Source organism: Thermoactinomyces sp. FSL K6-2592 (assembly GCF_038006465.1).
Classification (GTDB): Bacteria; Bacillota; Bacilli; order Thermoactinomycetales; family Thermoactinomycetaceae; genus Thermoactinomyces; species Thermoactinomyces vulgaris.
Map to the genome: position 1 here is coordinate 151,215 of NZ_JBBOVH010000001.1, position 26,297 is coordinate 177,511.

Consider the following 26,297-nt stretch of genomic DNA (forward strand, 5'->3'; position numbering starts at 1 on the left):
AATCTGTTTAAATCAACTTATTTATGAATGAGGATCGTTGCATTCATACCCGGCACCACGGTATCCGGATAGCTTTCCATTTCAATGACCACCGGAATGCGTTGGACCACTTTGGTATAATCACCACTGGCGGTTTGTTGCGGCAACAGGGAGAAGACGGAGTTGGTCGCTTTTCCGATTTTCTTCACCGTTCCTTTGATTTTGGTGCCTTCTTCCGCATCGATCTTAATGTCCACTTCTTGTCCGACACTTACATCTTTAATCTCGGTTTCCTCGATGTTCGCTTCAATGTAAAGTTTGTTCAAATCCACCATTTGGACCAAGGTTTGGCCTGCGGCAACCATTTGCCCCTCAGAAAAATCGCTTTTCACGATGGTTCCGTCCATCGGAGCTTGAATGTCCACGGTTTGCTGTCCGGTGTTTACTTTCCCCAGAACCTGACCGCTTTTCACTTGTTGCCCTTCTTCAACCTTCCATTCTTCCAACTTTCCGTTTCCGACCGAAGCCACCGGAATCAAATCCCCTTTTACCCGGGCATCTTCGGTTTCAATATAATTGGATTTCATATAATAGAAGTAATAGCCGCCAATTCCCAATCCCATGATAATAAGGAACACAAGCGCATTCGTCAAAACAAGACGTCCTGTTTTCATGAGCCATCACCTTTCCCCTTGATTTAAGACTGTATTTTCACCTCAGCATTCATTCCGGGCATCAAATTCACGTTGATTTGGTCATCAAAGACGATTTGTACCGGAACACGCTGAACCTTTTTATTTTCATTTTGGCTGTCCGTGCTTGCCGATGGATTGGTGAAATCCCCGGCCGTCGAACCAATCTTTTGCACTTTTCCTTTAAAAATGCGGTCTTTGAAAGCATCCACCGTAATGTCCACTTTTTTGCCCGGTTTGACCCGGTCGATTTCTGTCTCATCAATGTAAGCAACGATGTATTTGTTCGATAAATCGGCAACCATCGCAACCGGTTGTCCCGGTCTGACCACCTTTCCGGGAACGGCATTGCTTTTGACAAGGACACCCGAATATGGCGAAGTAATGGATTGTGTCAACGGAGCATCGGATTCCTCGTCAGACGGCCGGCCGGACTGCAGAAGCGTCTCCGTTCCCAGGATCTGACCTTTTTCCACGGAATCCCCTTCTTCAACCGCCCACTCTTTCAGCACACCGGCCTGATCCGGATAAACCGGAACCATCTCTGCCGTCACTTGGGCAATTTCACTGGTCACATAAAGGGATTGATTGGTAAGATAGTATCCCGCACCGATAACCATCCCCAGCACAAAAAGGACCAAAATCAAGTTGTTCACCGCACGCTTCAATGCTTTGTCCCTCCTTTCTCCAACCGGTTTTCGTGTACCCCCTCGATAAACCTTTGCATATTTTCAATGAATCGCTCCATTTCCTCAGAAGAAAGATTCAACCTTTTGACATGCGCATAAATCTTGTTTCTCTGGGAGTCGGAGAGTTCATCAATCATCTCCCGGCTTTTGTCCGTCAGCCTGATCTGTACGATTCGCCGGTCTTTCTGATCCCGTTTCCTCAAAACCATACCCATCTCTTCCAAACGCCCGATCATTCCGCTCAGTGAACTCAGCGGTATATCCAGATGCTTGCTGATCTCCACCAGCGGGGAGGCTCCTTTGACATTGAGAAAATGAAGAACCAGCGCATGGGAAAAAGTTAAATGATGTTTTTTTAATTCTTCCCGCAGCAAGAGGTGACAGAGCGCCATTATTTGGTGAAACAGGCCAATCAAATTGTCCATTTGATCATCACGAATCACAATCACCTCCCCCAGGGAAATGATGTTTCGATTATCGAATGATTAATACAATAAAATATTAACCTGCATAAGTCAATATGCGTCACAAGATGTTCAACAACCATCCAAAATTACTTCGATGACCGAATGATTCATATCATAAAATATCAACCTTTCAAAGTCAATCACATCATCAAATGATTTGGATCTCTTTTTTCCGGTGCCACATAAAAGGAAAAACATGGATTGGAGGAATTGTTCTCTTTTGCAGGGTTTTGTTGGAAACCACGTTTAAATATTTATTTTCTATCTTGTAATAAAAACCCTCTTTTTTTATTTCTTTTCTATCCTCTCGTTTGAATCCAATCGTTTTCTGCTTTTTTCAAAAGGAAAAGAACGAAATTAATTCATATGGAAAATTATTCAGCCACCTTCCCATTCGCTTCAATTTGTTTTAATATGAATATGAATAATTTATTTTTTATTTAACAATTTATTTTGTTTATTGGATATATTCATAATGATAAGTGAATAATCTTTGTTTTTTCGGGATAATCCAAAAAAAGAGGGAGAGATCAACCATTTCCATCCATATCAAGCATATTTTGTGCGAAAAAAACCGCTTTATTAATGGATGATCTTGGAGCCCAAAAACCGAACCGCCTTCCGGTTTCATCCTCTGTACATTGGTTTTAATTTTTAGACATTTAAATATTTAAAACACGTATGAAATAATTGTGATATAATTAAAGAATCATTGTTATGGAAAGAAATTGAAAACCTCGCCATTCCCCTTTTTTGTAACCTGATCCCCTCTTGGATAACACACTGTCAAAAAGGGGTTGTGAATCATATGGAGTTATTAACTTCTTCCAATGAAATGGAACAAATGGAAAAGCCGAGAAAGTTGATTTGGTTAAATACTATCAAAAGAATTTTCTTTATTTTGGTCGGTGCCTTTTTGTTTTCGCTCGGTTTGGAAGTTTTCCTCGTACCCAATCAGGTTATCGACGGCGGCATTGTCGGTATCTCGATCATCATTTCTCATTTAACCCAATGGAATCTTGGATTGTTGTTAGTCGTTTTTAACCTTCCGTTCCTTTTCTTGGGGTATAAGCAAATCGGGAAAACTTTTGCTTTTTCCACCATGTTTGGGATTGTTGTGATGTCCGTGTTTACCAACTTATTCCATTCCATTCCGGCTGTAACCAAAGATCCGCTTCTTGCCGCCGTGTTTGGCGGAATTATTCTGGGAGTCGGAGTCGGTCTGGTCATCCGGTACGGCGGTTCCTTGGACGGAACGGAAATCCTCGCCATCCTCATCAATAAGAAAGTTCCTTTTTCCGTCGGTCAAATTGTGATGTTCGCCAACCTGTTCATTTTGAGCAGCGCCGGCTTTGTCTTCAGCTGGGATCGTGCCATGTACTCTTTGATCACTTATTTCATCGCTGTTAAAATGATTGACATCGTCATTGAAGGTTTTGAAGAAATGAAATCCGTTTGGATCATCAGTGACAAAATCGAAATCATCGGCCAAGCGATTTCCAACCGTTTGGGACGCGGTGTCACTTATTTGGCCGGGGAAGGCGGCTACAGCGGAGAAAACAAAAAAGTGATTTTTTGTATCATCACAAGGCTGGAGGAAGCGAAATTAAAATCCATTGTCGAGGATATTGATCCGAATGCATTTTTGGCCACCGGAAACATCCATGATGTGCAGGGCGGTTCCTTTAAAAAGAGAGATATTCACTAAGAGGAAAAAATTCAGAGGCGATCAGGTTATTGAAAAGCGGGATAAAGAGGCGTGTCCGGAGGGCACGTCTCCATTTATACCCTCCGCGGTGGATGAGCCCGGGAACTCAGGTGGTAAATTTCCGGCCCTTCCGTTAAGATGATTTCAAACAAACCGATTGGCACCAAGGTGATGGCATGAATATCATCGAGTATTATTTGTTGCTCAGACTTCAATATCAAGAGTACCGTTGTCATCAATCGTTTTATGTCAGTTTGAACGAATTGGCCCGGGTCTTGTGTTGTTCCACCCGCAACGTAAAACGGTTGTTGCGAAAAATGGTGGATGACCAACTGATCTTCTTTAAACCGGGCGGCGGGCGCGGCAAACGCTCCAAGTTGCAATTCAGACGGCCGCTACACCATGTATTCCCTTTATACATACAATTTTTGATTCAACAAGGACAATTCCGGGAAGCCGTCCGCTGGATCAAAAGAGAAGGAATCCCGGCAAAAGTGCGCGAGCAGTGCTATCGCGAACTGCTCCGTCACTTGAGCTTTCCCGGAATTCCTCTTCATGAAATCAACGGGTTTCAACAACATCCCTTTCCGGTGACACCGACCATGATCGCTTCTTCCACCGGAAAATGGTATCTGGTGGAACGAAATGATTAATCCTTAAAAAGCGGGGCCATGCGATCAATCCGGTTTGTCCAGATCCACCGGTTGTAACCTTCGGGGAGACGGTATACATCTTCGGCTTGGTCAAATCCATCTGAAAAGCCGCCGCTTCCCTTCACCAGAATCACCCGGGTGTCCACCCGGTCCATCCTTTCCAGGAACCGGTCAGGCCATCCCCACAGCCAGGGAGCGATCTCATCCGGAATATGAATCTGGGTTTGCCGGCAACTTGCCGGGACATAACCGCTCCAACCCACGGCCAGATAAGAAAGCAGGCAACTTTTCAATGATGCTTTGCTCATCGTGCGGAGCTCCGGAAGCTGTTTTTGCAATTCTTCCACCGGTTGGTCTCCGCCATACACCGCCAATTGACGGAGGCGGTCTGCAGGGAGCGATTTAAGTTTTTCTGCAAGCACGATTCCCTCTTGGGGATCATTGCTTTTCACATGAATGAGCAGCATTTTTCCGGGGAAGGCCTGAAGCACTTCGTCCAGTGACGGCATCAAGCCGACGCCTTTCCCGCGAAAGGGATGCGTTTTTCCCCCATCGGCCGTATAACCATACCCCACATCCAATTTCTTCAGTTCATCCATGGTATAATCGCGTACTTTCCCCTTGGCATTGGTCCGGCATTCCAGCATATGATCATGGAACACGGCAAACTGATGGTCTTTGGTCAGCTGAATATCCAGTTCGACCATGTCCGCTCCGGCCTGAAAAGCCGCACGCATGGAAGGAAGCGTGTTTTCCAGATAAGAATGTTCCGGCGGATGGATCCGCTCGGCGGTGCAGGTGTCATTTTCCACCCCCTCCAAGTCAAAGGTTTGTGCCAGCCCGCGATGAGCCATGAGATACGGATCGCCAGAACGCGGTTTTGCCAAAAGAGAAGTGTTGTTGACATAAACCAAAGAGACGAACAGCAAAAGAACCACAAGAATCCAAATCCATTTGCGCTTGCTTTTTTTGATTCCTGCCAATTCCCTTTCACCCTTTCCTGTGCATCGTCCGGTTGAATGATTCCTTTGTTTATCATAGCCGGCCGGCTGAATAAAAAAAGATCCTTCTTTCCCCGCTTTTGTCCCCTTTTTCAAGCAAAAAGCGGAAAGGTGTTTTCTCCTTTCCGCGCACAACCTTAACCTTTCTCTTGCCTTAAGGATTTGATCAGGGAAAAACTCATCAAAATCAATATGATTGTAAAGGGAAGAGCTGAAATCAAGGCGGCGGTCTGCAATCCTTCCAAGCCGCTACTGATGATGAGAACGGCCGTGATGGCGGCCATCAACATTCCCCAAATGAAGCGGCACAGGATGGAAGGATCGGAGTTCGCGCCGGATGTCATCATCCCCAGCACAAATGTTGCCGAATCAGCCAAACTTCCCGGGCCCTCAATTTGCACCGGCAATCCCTGGTGTACCGTCTGCGCAAAATTGAATCGTTGACCGGACGGTCCCTGGAAAATCCCGATGATCTGTTTCTGCTTGACCTGAGTATCAAACTGTGGACCACGGGAATGGTTTTGAATCAGAAATAAAAAAAAGCGGCCCGTTAGGGCCACGCCATCTGCCACTATTTGATTCCAAACGAAAAAACCGTTTTTTTGCGGTAAACTTCATCCCTCTTTAAAAGCACGGACGGAAACCTCTGATCATGCAAGGAGGCAGGCGATGCTTGTGTTTCAAAACAAACTCCCAAATATTTTCTCGACCATCCCCCCGCCAGCATCCGGTCCTTTTTCATCTGATTGGATGTATACAAGACCATCCCCGGCTGGTTTGTAATGATTTGCATCATCCGGCCGCTTTTTATTTCTTCGACTGACACGCATCCCGGGTTGGAAGCAAAGAAAAAATAGTGGTCATATCCGCCGCCAACCATCCGGTTTTGCGGATGGCTGCCGGTAAAACCGTCTTTCAGATTTCGTCCCTGCCCAAAATCAAACGGGGTTTGGCGGACGGAAAGGATTCTTCCCGTCGGAAGCAACGCTTCGTCCAATTCCGCAAAACGGGAAGCATTCATCCGCACCCGGTGGTTTTCAACGGTATCCTTCAAGTTCCCCGACAAATTAAAATAGGAGTGGTTGGTCAAGGTAACCGGGGTCGTCCGGTCCGTGACAGCTTGATAATCCATGACCAACTCATTTTTCCGGTTCAGCCAATAGATCACCGTTACTTTGACGTTTCCGGGATATCCGCTTTCTCCGTCTTTGCTTTCATAACACAGCTTCACGCCGACACCCTCCGGTGTTTGAAGCGGTTCCGCTTCCCAAATCACTTGGTGAAACCCCTGCGATCCGCCGTGCAAATGATTGTTCCCCTCATTTTTTTCCAGTTTAAATGTTTGATCATTCCATTGAAATTCGGCCCCTTGGATCCGGCCTGCCACCGGCCCGATCAACGCCCCCAGATAATAAGGATCCGTCTCATAATCCTTCTCCTTTTCATATCCCAAAACAATATTTTCCACTTTGCCAAAGCGATCTGGGACCATGATTTTTTGGATGATCCCGCCATAATTTAATACATGGATTTCAATTCCTTCCCTGTTTTGGAGAATGAATTTTTTCCATTTTTCGTGGAGCCGGATGGTTTGAACATGCACCGGATTCCCTCCCTCAATGATTTCGGCTTTGAATTTCCTGTCTGATTTTCGGCATTTTTTTCTCATAATCCAACAACATGAGCACCCCGAGCATCAAGAGAATGACGAGGAACGGAAAATACATAAACATCGACTTGATCGCGAAAACGGCACTTTCCGACTGGACGCCGGCATTGGCCACGTACCCTCCGATTTGCAGGGCCCAACCGACCAGAGCGGAGGTGAGTCCTTGTCCGATTTTCATGCCGGCGCTGGTCAAGCTGAAGACCGAGCCTTGAACCGGCACGCCGGATTTCCAATAAACCAGATCCCCCACATCCGCCACGATGGCACTCAGCCCTGCCTGCAAGGGAACCAATCCGATGGCGTTGATCACAATGCCGATAATCAAGGCGATTAAATTTTCGGAAAACACCATCATGATCAAGGACCCGGCGGCTGAAATCAACAACCCGTAACAGGCGCTTTTTTTCATTCCGAATTTGCCTACCACATACGGGGCAAAAAAGAGTCCTGCCAGCAAAGGAATCAATCCGGCTGTGCTTAAGACGCCCATCAGATTCGGCTGATGGAAAATGTAAGACGCATAATAAATTCTTGCCCCTGTTTCCGTTTGGCGCAGATACCACAACAAGTACAAAATCAAAGCCAGAATAAAGTATTTGTTGGTAAACAGCACCTTCATGGTCGGGAAAAAAGAGGTTTTGGTTTCTGCTTTTTTCTTTTTGGCCACATTTCTTTCTTTGACAAACCAACCGGTGATCATCAGGGGAACGGCGCACAGCATCCCGTAAATGGCCGCGGTGACGGTCCAACCTTGCTGGCCGCCGCCGAATGTTCCGACCAACACGGTGGTGAACGTGGTGATAATCCATACCGCCGCATTGGCGAAAATAAACCGGATGCTTCCCAAAGCGACACGGTCTTTTTCACGGTTGGTCATGAATGAGGTCAACGAAGCATAAGCGACATTGTTCGCCGTGTAAAAAACCGCAGAAATTAAAAGATAAACCGTAAAAATATAAGCAATTTTCCAAATATCACTGATATCATCCGGCACATGAAACAACATGAATGTCAGGATTCCGAGAACCGGAGCCGTCCAAAACACCCACGGTTTGGCTTTCCCCATTTTTGTCCGGGTATGGTCAATGATGTTTCCCATGAACAGATCCGTGAAGCCGTCAAAAATCCGGGCAATCAAAATAATCGTTCCGATCACCCCGGCTTGAATCCCCACCGTATCCGTCATGTAAATCGTGATAAACGAAGCGATGAAGGTCCAACTGAAATTGGCACCGAAATCCCCGATCCCAAACGTCAGTTTCTCCAGCATTGTCAACTTCGGGGTTTCCCCGGCCTTCGGTTTGTACTCCCTGATGTGTTCCATACAAATCCCCCAAACACTTTAAATTTTGGTTGGGACACGGAAAAGACCCGTCCGGCCTTTTCCGCGCGCAAAAGAATCACAACGTGACCTTGCCTTTGATCAAATCCCGCTCATGGCTGCTGTTTCCGATATAGACTTCATACTCCATATGCTCCAGCTCCCACTGGCGGGTTTTGGGATTAAACCACTTCAGCTTATCAACGGGGCACCGGATCTCCACTTTTTTGGCCTCTCCCGGTTGAAGGCGGACGCGTTCAAACCCGCGCAACACTTTCACCGGCCGGTCCACTTTGGCCTGGCTGAATCCGACATACATCTGGATGACTTCATCCCCCGCCCGGTTTCCGGTGTTTTTGACCGTACAGCTGGCAGTGACCCACCCGTCGCCGGCGGAAAACCCGGCATCATACAGATCAAACGTGGTGTAAGACAAGCCAAACCCATACGGCAAAGACGGTTCGACCCCTTCTTTTTCCAATTTGACATAACCATGGTCATATCCATAGACAATCTCATCGGCTTCCCAATCGACCGGTGGGAGATGGCTCTCCTTTTTGGGGACAACAAACGGCAGCTTTCCGCCGGGATTCACATCGCCGAATAACGTTTTGGCAATCGCAGTTCCGCCTTCCATCCCCGGATAATAAGCCATCAGAATGGAGGAAACGAAATCTTTCCACTCCTCGATCATGATCATGTTCCCGCCGATCAAAACGACTGCAGAATTTTGATTCACCGGCCCCACGGCTTGAATCAACCGGATCTCTTCTTCATGGAGCCCCAAGGACCGGACCCGGTCTCCGCCCACCGCATCAAACCCGGCACCGATGGCGGACAATCCGCTGTCATCCTGAGCATTGTTGATATATTCACCTTCATCATCATGGTCATAGCCCACCGCAAAAATGACCGCATCCGCCGTGGCGGCCAATTTTCGGGCCCGCCCGATGTCTTGTCCGTCATCAAAAATCACTTCGGCACCGGGGACAATTCGCCGGATTCCTTCCACCGGTGTCACCACATATTCGGGATAAACCCGGCTGGAACCATGATCGCCCGTATTTTCTTTGCTCCCCAGCCGGCCGATTACTGCGATGCGCTTGCAACGTTCTTTGGAAAATGGAAGCGTCTCATGCTTGTTTTGCAGCAGGGTCATCGACTTTTCCGCCGCTTCCAGCGCCAAAGCAACATGTTCTTTGCAGCCGACAACCTCTTCGCCGTATTTTTTTTCATCCGCTTCCGAAAAAGCCAGAAGCGTCCGGACAATGCGCACGGCGGCTTCATCGATTTTCTTTTCGGGAACTTGGCCGTTTTTGACCGCTTCCACCAATTTTTCGCCAAAGTATTTCACAGCGTTCATTTCGATGTCCATCCCGCCGTTGGCCGCTTCAACCGTATCCCGGACTCCCCACAAGAAGTCGCTGATCACAAATCCGTCAAAGTCCCATTCGCCTTTGAGCACCTGATTCAGCAAATAATCATGATGTCCGCAATACGTTCCCCGGTATTTGTTGTAAGCACTCATCACACAAGCCGCCCCGGCGTCGATCACGCCTTTGAAATGGGCCAGATACACTTCCCGTTCCGTGCGCTCGTCCGCTTTCACATTGACCGTAAACCGGGCATTTTCCATGCTGTTAAATGCAAAATGCTTGACGCAGGCAATCACGTTTTCACTCTGGACTCCTTTGGCCAGGTGAGAGCCCATCACCCCCAGATGGAACGAATCCTCCCCGTACGTCTCCTGGCTCCTTCCCCATCCGGGATGGCGCGGAAGATTGATGCAAACTCCCCCGAACAAGTTCCCGCCAAGTGCTTTCACTTCTTTCCCGATCGCCTGTCCGATTCTTTCTTCCAAGTCTTTGTCAAAGGTCGCCCCTCTGGCCATGGAAACCGGGAAACAGGTGCTTCGATTTCCCGACACCGCCCCGCGCGGCCCGTCGACAAACTTGACGGCCGGCACGCCCAGGCGTCGGTTCCCACCCGCTTCATAAGGAACTTCATTGTAGCGGATGCCTTTTTTGTCTTCCTCAACCAAGTCTTCTCTCGTCAAATTCCCGCTCATCAGATACACTTTTTCTTCCAAGGTCATTTGGCTGACGATTTCCTTGGCCTTTTCGGTGAAAGATAACCGGTATGCTTTGTCTGCCTTCACCTTCGCATCCTCCTCTTTAAAAGATCATCCTCCATGGCGGAATGCCTGCAATTGACGGCTCAGTCCGCTGGTAGCCGGATAAATTTCCCGGTAGATCCGAAACAGTTGCCGGTATTTTTTCACGTTTTCCGGAATCGGCTCGTAAACCCGTTCCTCTTTGACGAATTGCTCCGCACATTCTGATAACGATTCAAACCAGCCGCATCCGGCAGCCGCCAGCATGGCCGCTCCCATCCCCGGGCCTTGTTCGCTTTTCAGTTTCACGACTTTGGCCCCGAAAATATCCGCCTGCATTTGCAGCCATGTTTCATTTTTGGCCCCGCCGCCGATGGAGATCACCTGATCCACCTTTTTGCCGTTTGCACGAAACATTTCCACGGATTCATTCAGCGAAAAGGTGATTCCCTCCAACACGGAACGGACCAAATGCTCCTTTTGATGCGAACTGTCCAGTCCGATCCAACTTCCGCGAATCAAGGCATCGGCATGCGGTGTTCGTTCCCCGGCAATATAAGGGGTAAACAGCAGGCCATCCGCCCCGGCGGGAATCCGGTCGATCCCGTTTAACAGTTCGTCAAAATCCCCGTCGTTGGCTAAGACCTCTTTCAACCAGGACAAACTGTACCCGGCGGCCAACGTGACGCCCATGGTGTAAAACGCATCGGGGGCGCCATGGTTAAAATAATGGACTTTTCCGCCAAAGTCTTTGGTTCCGTCTTTTTCATACGTTAAAACCACTCCGGAAGTCCCGATGCTGACAAGCGTTTTTCCTTCTTTTAAAATTCCGGCCCCAATCGCGCCGCAGGCATTATCCGCCCCTCCGGCAAAGACGCGGGTCGCCGGCGACAAGCCGGTCTCTTTTGTGATTTCCGGTGTGACCGTACCGACTTCATCTACCGAGTCAATAAGTGGCGGACACAGGCGCATGTCCACCCCGACCCGTTCCCCGATTTCCCGGCTCCATGTTTTTTCCGGCACATTCATCAAAAGGGTGCCCGCCGCATCGGAATAGTCCATATGAAGTTTCCCGGTGAGCTTAAAGCGCACATAATCTTTGGGCAGGACAAAAGCGCCGGCTTTTTGATACAAATGTGGTTCATGCTTTTTCACCCAGAGGAGTTTCGGCAAGGTGAACCCTTCCAAGGCCGGGTTTTTGGTGATTTCGAGCAACCTTTCTTTGCCCACCCGCTCTTCGATCTCCCGGCATTCTTCCGTCGTGCGCGTATCATTCCACAAAATGGCGTTTCTCAGCACTTCCAGGTTTTCATCCAGCAGCACCAAGCCGTGCATCTGCCCGGAAAAACTGATCCCCTCAATGTCTTCGGGATCCCCCGCAAATTGGTGCAAAAGCTCTTTTAATCCGCTGATGGTGGCCTTCACCCAATCATCCGGGTTTTGTTCGCTCCACCCGGACCTTTCCTGAATCAGCGGATAGGATTTGGAGACTTGTAATACCACTTCCCCCGGCTTGTTGACCAGAAGAAGCTTGACTGCACTCGTCCCCAAATCGACACCGATGACATATTTCATATTGAACCAGCTCCTGTCTCCATGTTGCCTGCAGGTTTCTTTCAACCACAAATTTAGAAAGAATATTATGTCATTTGACGGAATTTCCTGACATCCCGGAAACCTTTCCAGCCCACACTCAGCGAAACTTTGTTTAATTGTTAAACTAAGATTAACACTTTGATGAAAGCGTTGTCAATAAAAATAAGAATATATCCAAATATATAATTTCTATATATAATAAAATACAAAATCCACGGCGGTTGGCAGCATAACTTTGTATAAACCATAAACAATCATTGCGCATGAACCGAACCATGGAGTATGATAAAATTTCAACAACAGAGGTTGCAGTAAGGAGAAAAAAGAAATGAAAGCACTCAGAACCGGTGATCAAAACCTGGTCAAACAGATCAATAAATCCGTTGTTTTCCACACCATCAAAAACAAAGGCCCGATCTCCCGGGCACAAATTTCCAAAGAAACCGGTTTGAATAAAGCCACGGTGTCCACCATGGTTGCCGAATTGTTGAAAGAATCCTTCGTCAAAGAAATCGGCGCCGGCCAATCCAGTGGCGGCCGGAAGCCTGTAATGCTTTATTTTCATCATCACGCCGGTTACGCCATCGGCATGGATGTCGGCGTGAACTATCTCTCGGGAATCTTAACGGATTTAAGCGGAAATATCGTCGAAAAAACCACGAGCAAATTAAAGTCAACCCGGCTGGAAACGGTCGTGGACCAAATGACGGCCGTCACGGAGAACCTTATCCAAAAAGCTCCCGACAGCCCGTATGGCATTGTCGGCATCGGCATCGGGGTCCCGGGACTGGTTGATTCCGGGGGACAAATTTTATTCGCCCCCAATCTGAAATGGAAAAACGTGGATTTAAAACAAGTGATGGAAGAAAAATTCCACATTCCGGTCAAAATCGAAAACGAAGCCAATGCCGGCGCCCACGGGGAACAGTTGTACGGATCCGGCAAACACATTGCCAATTCAGTGTATATCAGCATCGGCATCGGGATCGGAACGGGGATCGTGATCAACCATCAACTCTATCGGGGCTTTACGGGGATTGCCGGGGAAATGGGACATATGTCCATCGACTTTCAGGGCAGAAAATGCTCGTGCGGCAACCGCGGTTGCTGGGAATTATATGCATCGGAAAGCGCCCTTTTAAATGCGGCTTCCAAACGGAACCTCCCGGAAGGACATCCGGAAGCCGATTTGGATGTTCTTTACACCGAAGCCCAAAAAGGAAACGTTGAAGTCATTCAACTGTTGAACACTTTGGGAGAATACATCGGCATCGGCCTGACCAATGTCATGAATACGTTCAATCCCGAAGCCATGATCATCGGAAACCGGATCGCCCGCTTTGAACCCTGGATTAAAAACCCCATTGAACGCGTTTTGGAAGAGCGGCTGTCCAACCATCATCCCTTCCCAACCCGCCTTCGCTTTTCCAAGCTGAAAGATGATTCGACAGCCCTTGGCGCCGCTTCGTTTGCCATTTCAGCTTTCTTTTCCAATCAAAAGATCACGGAAATGGAATCCCTCTCCTTCACCTGAAAAGCATCAAAACCGGCTTTCCCCTTTTGATGAAAGCCGGTTGAAGTCGTGACAGCCCCTCTTTTCCTCTTCACGACATCGGAAACGGACCTTGCAGTTTCAATCCTCCCCGCCGGCTTTGACAGTCTGATCGAGGATCCGGATCAGTTCCCGGCTGTATGTTTCCAAATCCACTTTTTGCATGAGACCTGAATCCAGCATGTATTCTCCGATTGATCCCTGAATGACGTGAACCATCACATCCAAATGGAAGTCTCCAAAAACTCCTTCTTTCTGCCCTTCCCTTAAAATATTCCGCAGCTCCTTCAGAAGAGGATCCTCTTCTGAGTCACCAAGCAGATAATAAGGAATATGATCTGGTGTTCTGCCATTAAAAATGATTTCAATCAAAGCCACATTTTTCTGTTGGTGTGTTCCCTGGTAAGCCAAACTGGCTTCAATGAAGGCATGCAACTGGTCCAAGGGGGTTGTTTTCTTGTGAACCCTCTCCAAAACATAAGCAGACAAATCCCCCATCAGTTTCATCAACACATGATACATCAAGTCTTCCTTATCCCGAAAATGATAAGAAATCAGAGCGGTGGAAATGCCAGCTTTTTTGGCGATCTTGGACAAGCTGGCTTTCACATATCCAATCTCCCCCAGTGTTTCAATGGCGGCTTGAATGATCTGTTCCCGTCTCGCCTCTTGAATAAAGGATAATTTTCCTTTTTCCCGTTCATCTTTTTGCATCGCATTCACCTCTCAGGTTATTTTTTCCTGATGGCACTCATAATGGACAACACAAGGATAATCACCGGAACCAAAAATACTTTGTGCGGCTCCCGGACCACCCCTTCCAAAACCGGCCGGGCACCTCCCTGAATCAAGTGATGACCCCCCCGGATGACCAAAACCACCAAGTTCGCCACCAGAATGAACACGATCAGGGAAATCCCGCTTTGAAACAGCACGGCCGCAACAGGATGACGAAATAAAAACAGCACGGCCGAAAGCAAAGTAATGATCCCGACAATCCCGATAATCACGGGCCGGATCCAAACATACCAGTAATCATAAACAGTGATCACCGTTTTTTCTTCCACTCCGGCAAAGTGATGCCATAAATACCAAAACGCAAGGATACTCAGTCCTATACTAACAAAAAAATAAGCTTTTTCTTCTCCTTTTTGGATCTGCACGATACCCACCCTCAAAATTTGATTGTATAATCTAATTTTTGATTGGTCGTTCAATCAATTTTTATCATCAAGTGATCCGGATGTCAATAATAAAGAAACATTCCAAACATGGATCCAAAAGATATTCAAAAGGATATTTGAATCTATGCCGCTTGGTGTTATCATATAATCAAACAATCATTTGAATATTTGATGGTAAAAACCGGCCTGTCCCCGATATTTCCAAAGAAACGAGGTGCCATCGTTGAGTAAAGACCGTTGTGAAATTTATTGTTTTGATGAAGAAAAAGTCGAAAGAGCCCGGTCTTCCCTGAAAGACACAAATTTCAGCGATACGTCACAAATGTTTAAAGCTTTGGCTGACCCGACCCGCTTGAAAATCGCTTATGCTTTATTAAAGGAAAGTGAACTATGCGTTTGTGATGTGGCCAATATCATCCGGTCTTCGCCGGCAACCGCCTCCCATCATTTACGCTTGTTGCGGAATATGGGCCTGGCCAAATACCGGAAGGAAGGAAAAATGGTTTTTTATTCACTGGATGATGATCACGTCAAAGACTTGATCCGGTTGGCCTTTGATCACAGTAAGGAGTTACGCGAAAATGGAAACCAATGAAGCGAAAAAAATTTACCGTATTCACGGGTTATCCTGCGCCCATTGCGCTGCACAATTTGAGAAAAATGTTTGCAATCTGCCCGGTGTAAAAGATGCCAAGGTAAATTTCGGGGCTTCCAAGATCACGGTGCTTGGCAATGCCACCATGGAAGAAATTGAAAAAGCCGGCGCCTTTGAAAACTTGAAAATCTCACCGGAGCATGAAATCCCGGGTGAAAACCGCCTTTCATTTTGGAAGAACAAAGCGAATTATCCCGTCTTTCTCTCTGCTTTCTTTCTGATTGCCGCCTGGATCTTGAGCCGGCAATCCGGCGAAAATCTTCCCGTCATCCTCTTGTATGCGGCTTCCATCCTCACGGGAGGATACCGGTTGTTTATCCACGGTTTGAAAAACCTCATCCGATTTGAATTTCAAATGAATACCCTGATGACCATTGCCATCGTCGGTGCCGTCGCCATCGGAGAGTGGGGGGAAGGCGCCATGGTCGTTATTTTGTTCGCCATCAGTGAAATGCTGGAATCATACTCCATGGATAAAGCGCGCACATCGATTCGCTCGCTCATGGATATCGCACCGAAACAGGCCTGGATTCGCCGCAACGGGGAAGAAAAACTCATTCCCGTCCAGGAAATTGAAACGGGCGACATTATGCTGGTCAAACCCGGGCAAAAAATAGCCATGGACGGGATGGTCATCAACGGAGCTTCCACGGTCAACCAGGCCGCCATCACCGGCGAATCCGTTCCCGTGGCCAAAAGCACCGGGGATGAAGTGTTTGCCGGAACCTTAAACGAAGAAGGATTCCTGGAAGTGCGGGTGACCAAACGGGTTGAAGACACCACCCTAGCCAAAATCATTCATTTAGTGGAAGAAGCCCAGGCCGGACGGGCTCCGGCGCAAGCCTTCATTGACCGGTTTGCACGGGTGTATACCCCGGCGATACTGGCTGCCGGCATTCTTTTGGCCATCCTCCCTCCCCTGATCTTCCGGGCAGACTGGAGCGAATGGATTTACCGGGGGTTGTCGCTGCTTGTTGTCGGATGTCCCTGTGCTTTGGTCATCTCCACCCCGGTTTCCATCGTCACGGCCATCGGCACGGCCGCACGGAACGGGGTGCTCATCAAAGGCGGAATTCACCTGGAATCCGCGGCCAAACTCAAAGCCATCGCTTTTGACAAAACCGGCACCCTGACCAAAGGGACACCGGCAGTCACGGATTTCGTGCCGCTTTGTTCAAGGTCCGCAGAAGAACTGCTTGCCATTGCGGCAGCGATCGAAAAAAACTCCCAACATCCGTTGTCGTCAGCCATTCTCAAAAAAGCGGAAGAATGGAATGTTCCTTTCGGCTCCCGCGTGGTGGAGGATTTTTCCTCGCTGACGGGAAAAGGCGTGCGGGCCAAAGTGGACGGCATCCTTTACGAAATTGGAAATCCAGGGTTATTCCGTGACCGGATGCCCGATGATCTCAAAGATCGGGTCCAATCGCAACAAGCCCAAGGCAAAACCGTCATGTTGATGGGGAACGAAGAAGAAATCCTGGCTTTGATCGCTGTTTCGGATGAAATCCGGGAGTCCGGGCAAAAAGTGATTCAAAAATTGCATTCCCTGGGAATCCAAAGAACCGTCATGTTAACGGGAGACAATGCTTCCACGGCACAAGCCATCAGCCAAAAACTGGGGGTCAGCGAAGTCCGGGCAGAGCTTCTGCCACAGGAAAAATTGAAATGGATCAAGCAGTTGCAACAAGAGACCGGATCCGTCGCCATGGTGGGAGACGGCATCAACGACGCCCCGGCGCTGGCTGCATCCACTGTCGGCATCGCCATGGGCGGAGCCGGGACTGACACGGCGCTGGAAACCGCAGATATTGCGCTGATGGGGGATGATCTGGAAAAACTCCCGTTCACCATCCGACTGAGCCGGAAAGCCCTAAACATCATCAAGCAAAATATCACGCTGGCCATCGCATTGAAATTAATCGCCCTTTTGCTGATCATTCCGGGATGGCTGACACTTTGGATGGCCATTTTCGCGGATACGGGAGCCACCTTGCTGGTCACGTTAAACGGGCTCCGTCTGCTTCGCAACCAAAAATGAATAAAAGAGGCCGGATGGTCACACCCTGATCTTATTGATAGATCAGGGTTTTCTTTATGAAACATTTGTTTCTTCCCACCAGACCGAAACCGTTTACAAACCAACCGTTTCCTGGTAGGATACTTGTATACAAGTATTCAAAACCAAAAGAGGTGATGATTTGAAAGGGCTTTATCCGGAAAAAAGACTCGCAAAGTCCTCGATCGGCCAACAAGTGGCTGCCGATTTGCGAATGAGGATCCTTTCCAGGGATCTTAAAAATGGAACCGTTTTATCAGAAAACCGGCTGTCTGAGGAATACAACGTCAGCCGCTCCCCCATCCGGGAAGCATTGAGGATACTGGAACGGGAAGATTTGGTGCAATTAAACCGGATGGGCGCCAAAGTGGCCGGCATCACGGAAAAAGACATTGATGAAATTTATGATGTCCGGCTGATGATGGAATCTTTTGTTTTTAAAAACTTATTGGAGCGGGAAAATAATGATTCTCTGCTCCGGGAACTAAATAAAATCCTGGAAATGATGAAGGTTGCCATCAAATACAAAGATGCCGATGAATTTTCGTTTCGGGATATCGAATTTCATGAAACAATCATCCGGTCCATCCAACACCGGTATCTTTTCATCCTCTGGTCCAATATCAAACCGGTGATGGAATGCCTCATTTTGCTGGACATGCGGCATCGGATGAAAAACAACGATGCGGATTTTGGCCGGATTATCCAAAACCACCAACTCCTGATCCAGTCCATCGAAGAAAAGGACATGCGATTGGTTGAAGAAGCTTTTTACAAAAACTTCAGAGACGTAAAGAGAAAATCGGACGGATTGTGGACAACCCCGGAATTTTTAAAGAAAGCGAATGAGCAATATGAATGAGAACAAATGGATGATGGGTGTGGATATCGGAACCACCAGTACGAAAGCGGTATTGTACAAGGAAAACGGAGAGATTGTCGCATCGGAAAACAACGGCTATCCATTGTACACACCGGACAGCCACACTGCCGAACAAGATCCGGAAGAAATCTTTGAAGCCGTTCTCCTGTCGGTTCGCCATGTCATGAAGAAGTCGGGAATCAACCCCGAGAATTTGTCGTTTATCGCCTTCAGCAGCGCGATGCACAGTGTCATTGCCGTCGATGCCAAGGGACACCCCCTGTCACGCTGCATCACTTGGGCCGACAACCGCAGTGCAAAATGGGCGGAAACCATCAAAACCGAACGGGACGGACATGCCATTTACCAACGAACCGGAACCCCGGTCCATCCCATGTCCCCGTTATGCAAAATCGCCTGGCTGGAACATGATGTGCCGGAAATTGCCGTCAAAACCCATAAATACATCGGGATCAAGGAATATGTGTTTTTCCGTCTTTTCGGCGAATACGCCGTCGATGTTTCCATCGCCTCGTGCACCGGGTTGATGAACCTCGAATCAATGGACTGGGATCCGAAAGCGCTTCAAGTCGCGGGCATCACGGAAGAAAAATTATCTCGGATTGTCCCGACCGGGGAAGTGTTTACCGGATGCAACCCGTCTTTTGCCGAACAAATGGGAATCCTGCCTGAAACCCCGTTTGTCATCGGTGCAAGTGATGGCGTCCTGTCCAATCTGGGGGTTGGTGCCGTCAAAAAAGGGGAAGTGGCCGTCACCATCGGAACCAGCGGCGCCATCCGGACCGTGATCGACAAACCCCAAACCGATCCCAAAGGCCGCATCTTTTGTTATGCATTGACCGAGGATCACTGGGTCATCGGCGGCCCTGTCAACAACGGCGGCATTGTGCTTCGCTGGATCCGCGAAGAACTGGCCGCGGCGGAAGCGGAAACGGCAAAATCGTTCGGCATGGATCCTTACGATGCCTTGACCAAAATTGCCGGCCAGGTCCAACCGGGAGCAGACGGGCTGCTGTTTCTCCCCTACTTGTCCGGGGAAAGGGCGCCGCTGTGGAACGCGGATGTCCGGGGCTCCTTTGTGGGTCTCACCCTCAGCCACAAAAAAGAACACCTGATCCGCGCCGCCCTGGAAGGCGTGCTATACAACCTGTACTCCGTCTTTCTGGCTTTGGTGGAAGTCATGGATCATCCCGTCACTTCCATCAGGGCAACCGGCGGTTTTGCAAGATCCGAATTGTGGCGGCAGATGCTGGCAGACATCTTTGACCAGGAAGTGATCATCCCGGAAAGCCATGAGTCTTCGTGCCTGGGGGCCTGCCTGCTCGGGCTTTACGCTTTTGGAAAAATCGACTCCTTTGACGTGGTGACTGAATGGATCGGCAAAACCCATCAGCACAAACCCGTTCCTTCCCATGTCCGGGAGTACCGCAAATGGATCCCGGTCTTCATCCGCCTTTCCCGGGTTCTGGCACCAGAGTATAACCAATTTGCCACCCTCAAACCATAACGGATGGGAGTGAAAACCAATGCAAAACATGTTGCCGCTTTTGATTGTGGCACTCGGCATCATCTTTTTGCTTGTTTTGATCACCAAGTTCAAACTCAACACATTTATTTCTTTGATCATCACTGCCTTTGCCGTCGGGCTGGCGCTCGGTATTCCATTGGGTAAAATCGTCGAATCGATTGAAGGCGGAATGGGAGCAACCCTGGGCAGTATCGCTTTGATTTTCGGACTGGGAGCCATTCTCGGAAGATTGGTCGCCGATGCTGGCGGGGCCCGGCAAATCGCCGTGACGCTCATTGGCCGGTTTGGCCAAAAACGCATTCAATGGGCAGTGGTCATTTCATCCTTTATAATTGGAATTGCCCTGTTTTTTGAAGTGGGGTTGGTGCTGTTGGTGCCAATTGTATTTCAAATCGCCAAGGAATCCAAAGTTCCCGTTTTGTATTTGGGAATTCCGATGGCGGCGGCCCTTTCGGTCACCCACGGATTTTTGCCCCCGCATCCCGGCCCGACCGTGATTGCCCGGCAGTATGATGCAAATATCGGAATGGTGCTGCTTTATGGAACCATCATTGCCATTCCGGCCGTGATCCTTGCCGGACCGTTATTTGCCCGGTTGGTCAAAAAAATCAGCCCTGATTCTTTTCATAAATCGGAAGCGGAACAAATCGATTCCCTTGTCAGCAACAAAGAAATTCAACCGGAAAAGCTTCCCGGATTCGGAATCAGTGTTTTCACTTCCTTGTTGCCCGTGATTTTAATGGCCATTGCAACCTTGGTTGAACTCCTTCAGGATTTGGGGGTGGCAGGCGACAACCTGTTCTTTGACGCCATCCATTTGGTCGGAGAACCGACCACGGCTTTATTGATCTCCGTATTGCTCGCCGTCTATACCATGGGCATCAAGCGACACATTCCGATGAAACAAGTGATGCAATCGGCAGAGGAAGCCGTCCGTGCCATCGGGATGATGCTGCTGGTCATCGGCGGCGGCGGGGTCCTGAAACAAGTTTTGATCGATGGCGGTGTGGGAGACTCGGTATCCGCACTGTTTGCCGGCAGCCACATGTCGCCGCTTTTGCTGGCTTGGTTGATCGCCGCCATTTTGAGAATTGCGCTCGGTTCCGCAACGGTTTCTGCACTGACCACTGCCGGTCTGGTCATTCCCTTGATGCAAGGAGCCGATGTGGACCCGGCCCTGATGGTTCTGGCAACCGGCGCCGGCAGCCTGATCGCTTCCCACGTCAATGATGCCGGTTTTTGGATGTTTAAAGAATTCTTCAATCTGAACATAAAAGAAACATTTGCAACCTGGACTTTGCTGGAGACCGTCATCTCAGTCACCGGTCTGGCAGGAGTCCTGATTCTCAATCTGTTTGTCTAAAGGGTGGAATTCAATGAAGAACAGCATAGGTGTTTATGGTTTAGGTGTGATGGGGTCCAATTTGGCCAGAAACATGGCCAATCACGGCGAAAATGTCGCCGTCTACAACTACACGCCGGATCTGACCGACAAATTTGTCAGCCGACATGCACACAGCCGGATCGAGGCTTATTATGAACTGGAACCCTTTGTCCGTTCCTTAAAAAGCCCGCGCAAAATCTTTCTGATGGTATCCGCCGGGGCGGCAGTCGATTCCGTCATCGAATCCCTTCTGCCTCTTTTGGATCAAGGGGACATCATCATGGACGGCGGAAATTCCGACTTCCATGATTCCAACCGGAGATACCGGGCTTTAAAAGAACGGGGAATCCATTTCATCAGCGTGGGCGTCTCCGGCGGGGAAGAAGGTGCATTAAACGGTCCGGCGCTGATGCCAAGCGGCGACAAAGAAGCTTACCGCCAAGTGGCCCCGATCCTGGAAAAAATCGCTGCACAAGTCGACGGAAAACCCTGCTGCACCTACATCGGCCCTGAAGGTTCAGGGCATTATGTCAAAATGGTGCATAACGGAATCGAATATGCGGACATGCAATTGATTGCCGAAGCCTGGCAATTCCTCCATCAAATCGTCGGGCTTTCCATCCCGGAAACAGCTGATGTATTTAAGTCCTGGAATGAATCGGAACTCAAAAGCTACCTGATCGAAATCACCGCAGAAATCCTTTCCAAAACCGATCAGGAAACGGGAAAACCGATGGTGGAAGTGATACTGGACAAAGCCGGGCAAAAAGGAACGGGGAAATGGTCCAGCCAGGATGCGCTGAACCTCGGCGTTCCCACCACCATCATGACCGAATCGGTCTTTGCAAGATTTTTATCTTCCTTGAAAGAGGAAAGAATCCAAGCCGAATCCCTTTTGGAAGGACCTTCCCCGTCGGGAGAAGAAGCCGACAAGGCATACTGGATCGAACAAGTGAAGCAAGCACTTTTCATGGGGAAAATCTGCGCCTACGCCCAAGGGTTTCAGCAATACAAAACAGCTTCCGAACAATACGGCTGGTCGCTTGATTTGGGGGACATCGCTCTGATCTTCCGCGGCGGGTGCATTATCCGGGCCGACTTCTTAAACCGCATTTCCGAAGCCTACGAGGAAAACAAAGACTTGTCCAATCTGCTTTTGGCTCCTTATTTCTTGGAAAAAACCAACCGCTATCAGGCATCATTGCGGAAAGTGGTCATCAAAGGATTTGAAAACGGCCTGCCGCTGTCGTGTCTCAGTTCGGCCCTCGCCTTTTACGACGGATACCGGTCTTCCACCGGTTGTGCCAACCTGATCCAAGCCCAACGGGACTACTTTGGTGCACACGGCTTCGAACGCACCGATCAACAAGGAACCTTCCATGCCGGCTGGATGGAACCCGGAACCGTCATCCCATCCGTTAAAGTAAACAAATAGGACGCAAAAACCCCGACCGTTTTTTCACGGCCGGGGTTTTTTACAACAGAATTTTTATTCAAAATCCGGGAGTTGCAGCGCGTTCCGGTGAAGCCTTTTCCGTTTCGTTTTTTCGTACTTGCCACAGCTGTTCCGCCAGGGATGCCAGCTCTCCTTTGATTAAAATCGCTTCTTTATATTGCGGGGGAATGGATTCAAATCCCCAGTAAAGGCCGGCAAGACCGCCGGAAATAGCTGCGATGGTATCGGAATCTCCCCCCAGATTGGCCGCCTCTTGCACCACTTCTTCAAAAGAAGAGGCATGCCACAACAGGTACAACACCCATTTGAAGGTATTTTCCACATAGCCGTTGGGCGGAACTTGGGGTTTCTCTTTGACGGCCTCAGCATATCGGGTGTCTTGAATCTCCTCTTCCAACGCCGTTTTCAGGGATTCCCCGCAAAGAACCCGGTGAGCGATGCGATTGTACAGCACACAGGCTTCTGAAGCCAAATCATCATAATGCGTCATTTTCGATTGCAAGCGGCTGATTTCCGTGATTTTGGCCGGATCACCGTACACGAGGGCAACCGGCAAACAGCGCATCAAGGTTCCGTTCCCTGCACTTCTTCCGCTTAACACTTGATGGGCCTTTTCCGCTGCTTCAAACCAGTCCCCGTCGTAACAATCATATGTTGTGCGAATGATGTTCCCGATGTCCCGGGGATTCTTTTCAACCCACTTTTTGATCTCATCGCCAATCCATCCCAACGGATTGTCCGGGTTTTTCATCAACCCGTTGGCCACGGCAATGGTCAATTCCGTATCATCGGTCGTTTCCCCCGGTTTTAGATTCAGCCATCCTCCACCGGTGATTTCGGTCAAATATCCATATTGCTCCTCAATTTCCCCCCGGCTCATAAATTCGGTGGTCGCCCCCAATGCATCCCCGATTGCCACTCCGAATAAACCGCCTTTGATCTTATCCAGCATCTTCATAACTCCCTAAGCAAAACTTAAAAGTCTCATCATTCATTTTAGCGCAGAGCGGCCCCTTCCACATGTTCATTTAGCATGAGTCTTGTGACAAATCTTTTAAATCAAAATATCCTTTTTCATCCGGACCGTTCTTAGATCATGTCCGAAAAAAGGCTCTGTGTACACTTTCACCACCCGAAACCCCTTGGCTTGATAAAAGCAAAATCCCGTTTCATTGCCGGATTCCACATCCACGAGCCACGCTTTGGCCTGTTTCAGCTTCCCAAAAGCCGATTGGAACAGCCGGGTCCCCATCCCTTTTCCTTGGAATTCAGGCAACACATAAATCGCATCAATCACCGCCATCCTCCCTTTTTCCGTCACCTGAATAAAACCGGTTGCTTTTTCTCTTGCCACGGCCACCAAAAAAATGGATTCTCCGATTCGCCGCTTCAGCATTTCATCGGAATAAGCCACGGACAGAAACTGTTGCCGGACCGGTTCCGGAATCAGGTTTTCATACGTATGATGCCAGGTAATGCGGGCAATCTCACGAATCGCGCCGATATCGGAAAAAACAGCCGGACGAATTTGAACAGCCACACTGTCACCCCCCTAAAATTTCACCTTGGCACCAACGATGCACACACCCTGTCAACTGCAAAACCGAATAAACTTATCCCACTGGTCATCACTCAAGTAAAAACCGTCTGCTCTTAGCTCAAACTTGATATTCTTTTTCTCCATGCACGGGACACGGGCCGACAAATCCCCCCGGTTGGTCATTTTCTCTTCAGAACAACCTGCCACTCCCGTCAGCAGGAACGTACATACCAAGATCATCGATACTTTTTTCAACATCACATCGTTCCCCCATGTTGTTCTCGTGAAGCTGCTGTCATCCGTCACATGATAACATACCGACGCCGGGGGAACTCCCAAGCGATCGCTTTATACAGTCACAAAGCCGCTTTTTTTCATTATGTATTCGTGAAACTCCGTAAGCCCTTGGTAATCATCAACCGGCACTGGTATGCGCGGTTCCAAACCGATGCGGATATACATGCCGTCTTCTTTTGCTTCTTCGTACGGATACCTTTTAAGCAACCACAACGCATTTTCCTTGAAATCCGCGATATCCGAAGCAAACGAGCATCCGCTGTAAATCATACCGATTTTTCTGCTTTTCATTTGTTGATACGCTTGAGTGTTTCCTTTTCTTTTTTCCCTCATCATTTGGACATAAAAACCGACAGCTCGCGGCGGGAATCCCAAAGTCATCCCCAAAATGCGGTCTGTGTCCGCTAACGAAAAAGTGCTTTGTTTCAACTCTTCTTCAAACCGGTGACGCATGAAGTCGGTTTGAAAAAACAAATAAAACCGGTTACCGGACAATAAGTCGTAATCACGATGACTCACATGCGGATAGTTCGCCAATAAAAAATTCAAGTGCTTTGTCGTCTGTTTCAAGCCGAGTATTTCCAAAAATGCAGGCTTGTATCCCTTTAAAAAAGCATCTGCCGTTTTCAATGGACTTTGACTCCTTCAATGGATGTTGCTAATACTTATTCCACAGGATCATTCTTATTACCTTGGTATAAAAAGAAAACTCCCGCTGTGCGGGAACAACTCATCCCTCATATTCTTCATAATCACATTCGTCACAAACCACATATCCGTCTATGGTTTTATGCAGCTTCCCTTCTCCACAACGGGGACATGTTTTCAAACCGGGGCTTATCTCTTGAAAACGGCTCACGCCAACACACCTCCTCCTTTATTATATATAAAATTCAATCATTTCTGTATATTATTAATAAACTTGGAGAAGATTTGAATAAGACGCGACCCAATTATCAATCTGTAATTGGTATAAAAATAAGAATAACAATAAAAATCAAATTAAATATCATCTATATAAAACTCTTGAATATTTTTATAAATCTAGTGATAATAGAATTAATTAAGTGTAAAGGAGCTTAATATATGAAAAAAATTTTTATGTTATTCACATTACTAACACTAACAATTAGCTCTTTCATTCCTTCTTACAGCCATGCAGCAGGAATTAAAATGAGTGATGCAGAGCTGGACAGTACATATGAGGTAGTTGATGGAGATGAACTAGTAACAAACTTGCCGAGCACTGGGGAAAGCCTAACACTAGAACAACTCTTTCAAAAATACAATTTAGAACCCGCAACTAATATCCCTCAAGGAACAGAAGTCATTAAATTTGATAGTGTTGAGGCAGCTGATAAATTCTTTACAAAAATCAATAAGGACGCTGAAAACCCAATAATCGAAGACTCTTCATTTAGTACCCTTGCGTTAGGAACAACTCAAGTAAGATCTGTATCGTTTGGATTCTCAAAAATTAATCTTTATGCCGATATTACTTGGAATAGTAATAAAATAATTACAAGCTGCCGTGCTTGGACAACACATACAGGTGTGACTTTTTCTCTTGGGTGGGACCAAAAATATGCTTATTGTACTCCAACAAGCGGCTCAAGAACCACTATGGTAAAAGGTGGAGGAACAGGTAAATGGGTTGTATTTGTTCAGGGAGTCGGAACCGTTTACTCTAAAGACATCAATATTCACTATGGATATACTGTACCGTAAAATTTCAATATACTCCACCATAACAAAATCAACAGGAGTTGGTTAAAATATTTAGTATCGCTACTCTTCTGTACCAGACATTGATGTTTGTATTTGGCATTGTCATCATTGGGGCCATTATTTATTGGGTGAAGAAAAAAAACAAG

25 protein-coding genes and 1 pseudogene are annotated in these 26,297 nt (G+C 48.0%); 11 read left to right on the forward strand and 15 right to left on the reverse strand.

Going from position 1 to position 26,297, the window contains the following annotated elements; all coding sequences use genetic code 11:
- Positions 1–17: 17 nt before the first annotated feature.
- From NYE37_RS00870 to NYE37_RS00880, 3 genes are read right to left on the reverse strand one after another with little or no spacing between them, the layout of a single operon-like run.
- Positions 18–653 (reverse strand): HlyD family secretion protein, encoded by a 636-nt coding sequence (locus NYE37_RS00870; RefSeq protein WP_037996530.1) that lies wholly within the window; start codon positions 651–653, stop codon positions 18–20.
- Positions 654–676: 23 nt separating this feature from the next.
- Positions 677–1,339: an HlyD family secretion protein gene (locus tag NYE37_RS00875; RefSeq protein WP_037996529.1), complete on the reverse strand. Its 663-nt coding sequence runs from the start codon at positions 1,337–1,339 to the stop codon at positions 677–679.
- Positions 1,336–1,803: a MarR family winged helix-turn-helix transcriptional regulator gene (locus NYE37_RS00880; RefSeq protein ID WP_037996527.1), complete on the reverse strand. Its 468-nt coding sequence runs from the start codon at positions 1,801–1,803 to the stop codon at positions 1,336–1,338. Before NYE37_RS00880 ends, NYE37_RS00875 begins: the two co-directional genes overlap by 4 nt.
- Before the next feature lie 859 nt (positions 1,804–2,662).
- Here NYE37_RS00880 and NYE37_RS00885 point away from each other — a divergent pair.
- Both NYE37_RS00885 and NYE37_RS00890 read left to right on the forward strand, forming a co-directional pair.
- The gene (locus tag NYE37_RS00885; RefSeq protein ID WP_131470951.1) at positions 2,663–3,535 is read left to right on the forward strand and encodes a YitT family protein; all 873 of its coding nucleotides are present in this window, start codon (positions 2,663–2,665) and stop codon (positions 3,533–3,535) included.
- A 176-nt stretch (positions 3,536–3,711) separates the two neighbouring features.
- The gene (locus NYE37_RS00890) at positions 3,712–4,188 is read left to right on the forward strand and encodes an SgrR family transcriptional regulator (protein WP_062843200.1); all 477 of its coding nucleotides are present in this window, start codon (positions 3,712–3,714) and stop codon (positions 4,186–4,188) included.
- Here NYE37_RS00890 and NYE37_RS00895 read toward each other — a convergent pair.
- Positions 4,185–5,171, reverse strand: coding sequence for a glycerophosphodiester phosphodiesterase family protein (locus tag NYE37_RS00895; protein ID WP_062843303.1), 987 nt, complete (start codon positions 5,169–5,171; stop codon positions 4,185–4,187). The genes NYE37_RS00890 and NYE37_RS00895 overlap by 4 nt on opposite strands.
- Before the next feature lie 155 nt (positions 5,172–5,326).
- Entirely contained in the window at positions 5,327–5,536 is a 210-nt protein-coding gene (locus NYE37_RS00900; protein WP_340712040.1) for a BCCT family transporter, read from the reverse strand.
- A gap of 21 nt (positions 5,537–5,557) precedes the next feature.
- On the opposite strand from NYE37_RS00900, the pseudogene NYE37_RS00905 reads away from it, so the two are divergent.
- A pseudogene (locus NYE37_RS00905) lies at positions 5,558–5,725 on the forward strand (helix-turn-helix domain-containing protein); the annotation flags it as partial.
- A 35-nt stretch (positions 5,726–5,760) separates the two neighbouring features.
- Here the strand turns inward: NYE37_RS00905 and NYE37_RS00910 are convergent.
- The 4 genes from NYE37_RS00910 to xylB all read right to left on the reverse strand — a co-directional run bounded on the left by NYE37_RS00910 (position 5,761) and on the right by xylB (position 11,867).
- Positions 5,761–6,792, reverse strand: coding sequence for an aldose epimerase family protein (locus tag NYE37_RS00910; protein ID WP_049720778.1), 1,032 nt, complete (start codon positions 6,790–6,792; stop codon positions 5,761–5,763).
- 13 nt (positions 6,793–6,805) lie between these two features.
- Complete coding sequence (locus NYE37_RS00915) at positions 6,806–8,182, reverse strand: MFS transporter (protein ID WP_037997743.1); 1,377 nt, start codon at positions 8,180–8,182, stop codon at positions 6,806–6,808.
- A 76-nt stretch (positions 8,183–8,258) separates the two neighbouring features.
- On the reverse strand, positions 8,259–10,337 hold the full coding sequence (locus tag NYE37_RS00920) for a beta-glucosidase family protein (RefSeq protein WP_340711717.1): 2,079 nt from the start codon (positions 10,335–10,337) through the stop codon (positions 8,259–8,261).
- Positions 10,338–10,361: 24 nt separating this feature from the next.
- Positions 10,362–11,867, reverse strand: coding sequence for a xylulokinase (gene xylB, locus NYE37_RS00925; RefSeq protein WP_049720776.1), 1,506 nt, complete (start codon positions 11,865–11,867; stop codon positions 10,362–10,364).
- A 349-nt stretch (positions 11,868–12,216) separates the two neighbouring features.
- On the opposite strand from xylB, the gene NYE37_RS00930 reads away from it, so the two are divergent.
- A complete protein-coding gene (locus NYE37_RS00930; RefSeq protein ID WP_049720775.1) occupies positions 12,217–13,422 on the forward strand; it encodes an ROK family transcriptional regulator in 1,206 nt (401 codons plus the stop codon).
- A 99-nt stretch (positions 13,423–13,521) separates the two neighbouring features.
- Here the strand turns inward: NYE37_RS00930 and NYE37_RS00935 are convergent, their stop codons facing one another.
- Both NYE37_RS00935 and NYE37_RS00940 read right to left on the reverse strand, forming a co-directional pair.
- The gene (locus tag NYE37_RS00935; protein ID WP_049720774.1) at positions 13,522–14,154 is read right to left on the reverse strand and encodes a TetR/AcrR family transcriptional regulator; all 633 of its coding nucleotides are present in this window, start codon (positions 14,152–14,154) and stop codon (positions 13,522–13,524) included.
- A gap of 17 nt (positions 14,155–14,171) precedes the next feature.
- Entirely contained in the window at positions 14,172–14,603 is a 432-nt protein-coding gene (locus NYE37_RS00940; RefSeq protein WP_049720773.1) for a hypothetical protein, read from the reverse strand.
- Between the two features lie 244 nt (positions 14,604–14,847).
- Between NYE37_RS00940 and NYE37_RS00945 the strand changes: the two genes are divergently transcribed.
- The 6 genes from NYE37_RS00945 to gndA all read left to right on the forward strand — a co-directional run bounded on the left by NYE37_RS00945 (position 14,848) and on the right by gndA (position 22,565).
- Positions 14,848–15,219 (forward strand): ArsR/SmtB family transcription factor, encoded by a 372-nt coding sequence (locus tag NYE37_RS00945; protein WP_037997750.1) that lies wholly within the window; start codon positions 14,848–14,850, stop codon positions 15,217–15,219.
- Positions 15,206–17,317: a heavy metal translocating P-type ATPase gene (locus tag NYE37_RS00950; protein ID WP_049720772.1), complete on the forward strand. Its 2,112-nt coding sequence runs from the start codon at positions 15,206–15,208 to the stop codon at positions 17,315–17,317. Before NYE37_RS00945 ends, NYE37_RS00950 begins: the two co-directional genes overlap by 14 nt.
- Positions 17,318–17,477: 160 nt before the next feature.
- Positions 17,478–18,197, forward strand: a complete 720-nt coding sequence (locus tag NYE37_RS00955) for a GntR family transcriptional regulator (RefSeq protein WP_037996607.1) — start codon at positions 17,478–17,480, stop codon at positions 18,195–18,197.
- A complete protein-coding gene (gene gntK, locus NYE37_RS00960; protein WP_049720771.1) occupies positions 18,190–19,725 on the forward strand; it encodes a gluconokinase in 1,536 nt (511 codons plus the stop codon). The genes NYE37_RS00955 and gntK overlap by 8 nt, the downstream gene beginning before the upstream one ends.
- 31 nt (positions 19,726–19,756) lie before the next feature.
- Complete coding sequence (locus NYE37_RS00965; protein WP_037996619.1) at positions 19,757–21,109, forward strand: GntP family permease; 1,353 nt, start codon at positions 19,757–19,759, stop codon at positions 21,107–21,109.
- A gap of 13 nt (positions 21,110–21,122) precedes the next feature.
- Entirely contained in the window at positions 21,123–22,565 is a 1,443-nt protein-coding gene (gene gndA, locus NYE37_RS00970; protein WP_049720770.1) for an NADP-dependent phosphogluconate dehydrogenase, read from the forward strand.
- Positions 22,566–22,623: 58 nt separating this feature from the next.
- Here gndA and NYE37_RS00975 read toward each other — a convergent pair whose 3' ends face one another.
- From NYE37_RS00975 to NYE37_RS00990, 4 genes are all read right to left on the reverse strand, one after another.
- Positions 22,624–23,538, reverse strand: coding sequence for an ADP-ribosylglycohydrolase family protein (locus tag NYE37_RS00975; RefSeq protein WP_309485134.1), 915 nt, complete (start codon positions 23,536–23,538; stop codon positions 22,624–22,626).
- 102 nt (positions 23,539–23,640) lie between these two features.
- The gene (locus NYE37_RS00980) at positions 23,641–24,126 is read right to left on the reverse strand and encodes a GNAT family N-acetyltransferase (RefSeq protein WP_037996603.1); all 486 of its coding nucleotides are present in this window, start codon (positions 24,124–24,126) and stop codon (positions 23,641–23,643) included.
- A 51-nt stretch (positions 24,127–24,177) separates the two neighbouring features.
- Positions 24,178–24,384 (reverse strand): hypothetical protein, encoded by a 207-nt coding sequence (locus NYE37_RS00985; protein ID WP_049720768.1) that lies wholly within the window; start codon positions 24,382–24,384, stop codon positions 24,178–24,180.
- A 90-nt stretch (positions 24,385–24,474) separates the two neighbouring features.
- Positions 24,475–25,053: a hypothetical protein gene (locus NYE37_RS00990; protein WP_037996599.1), complete on the reverse strand. Its 579-nt coding sequence runs from the start codon at positions 25,051–25,053 to the stop codon at positions 24,475–24,477.
- A 456-nt stretch (positions 25,054–25,509) separates the two neighbouring features.
- Here NYE37_RS00990 and NYE37_RS00995 point away from each other — a divergent pair, with 456 nt between their 5' ends.
- Entirely contained in the window at positions 25,510–26,151 is a 642-nt protein-coding gene (locus NYE37_RS00995; RefSeq protein WP_037996597.1) for a hypothetical protein, read from the forward strand.
- Positions 26,152–26,297: the final 146 nt, after the last annotated feature.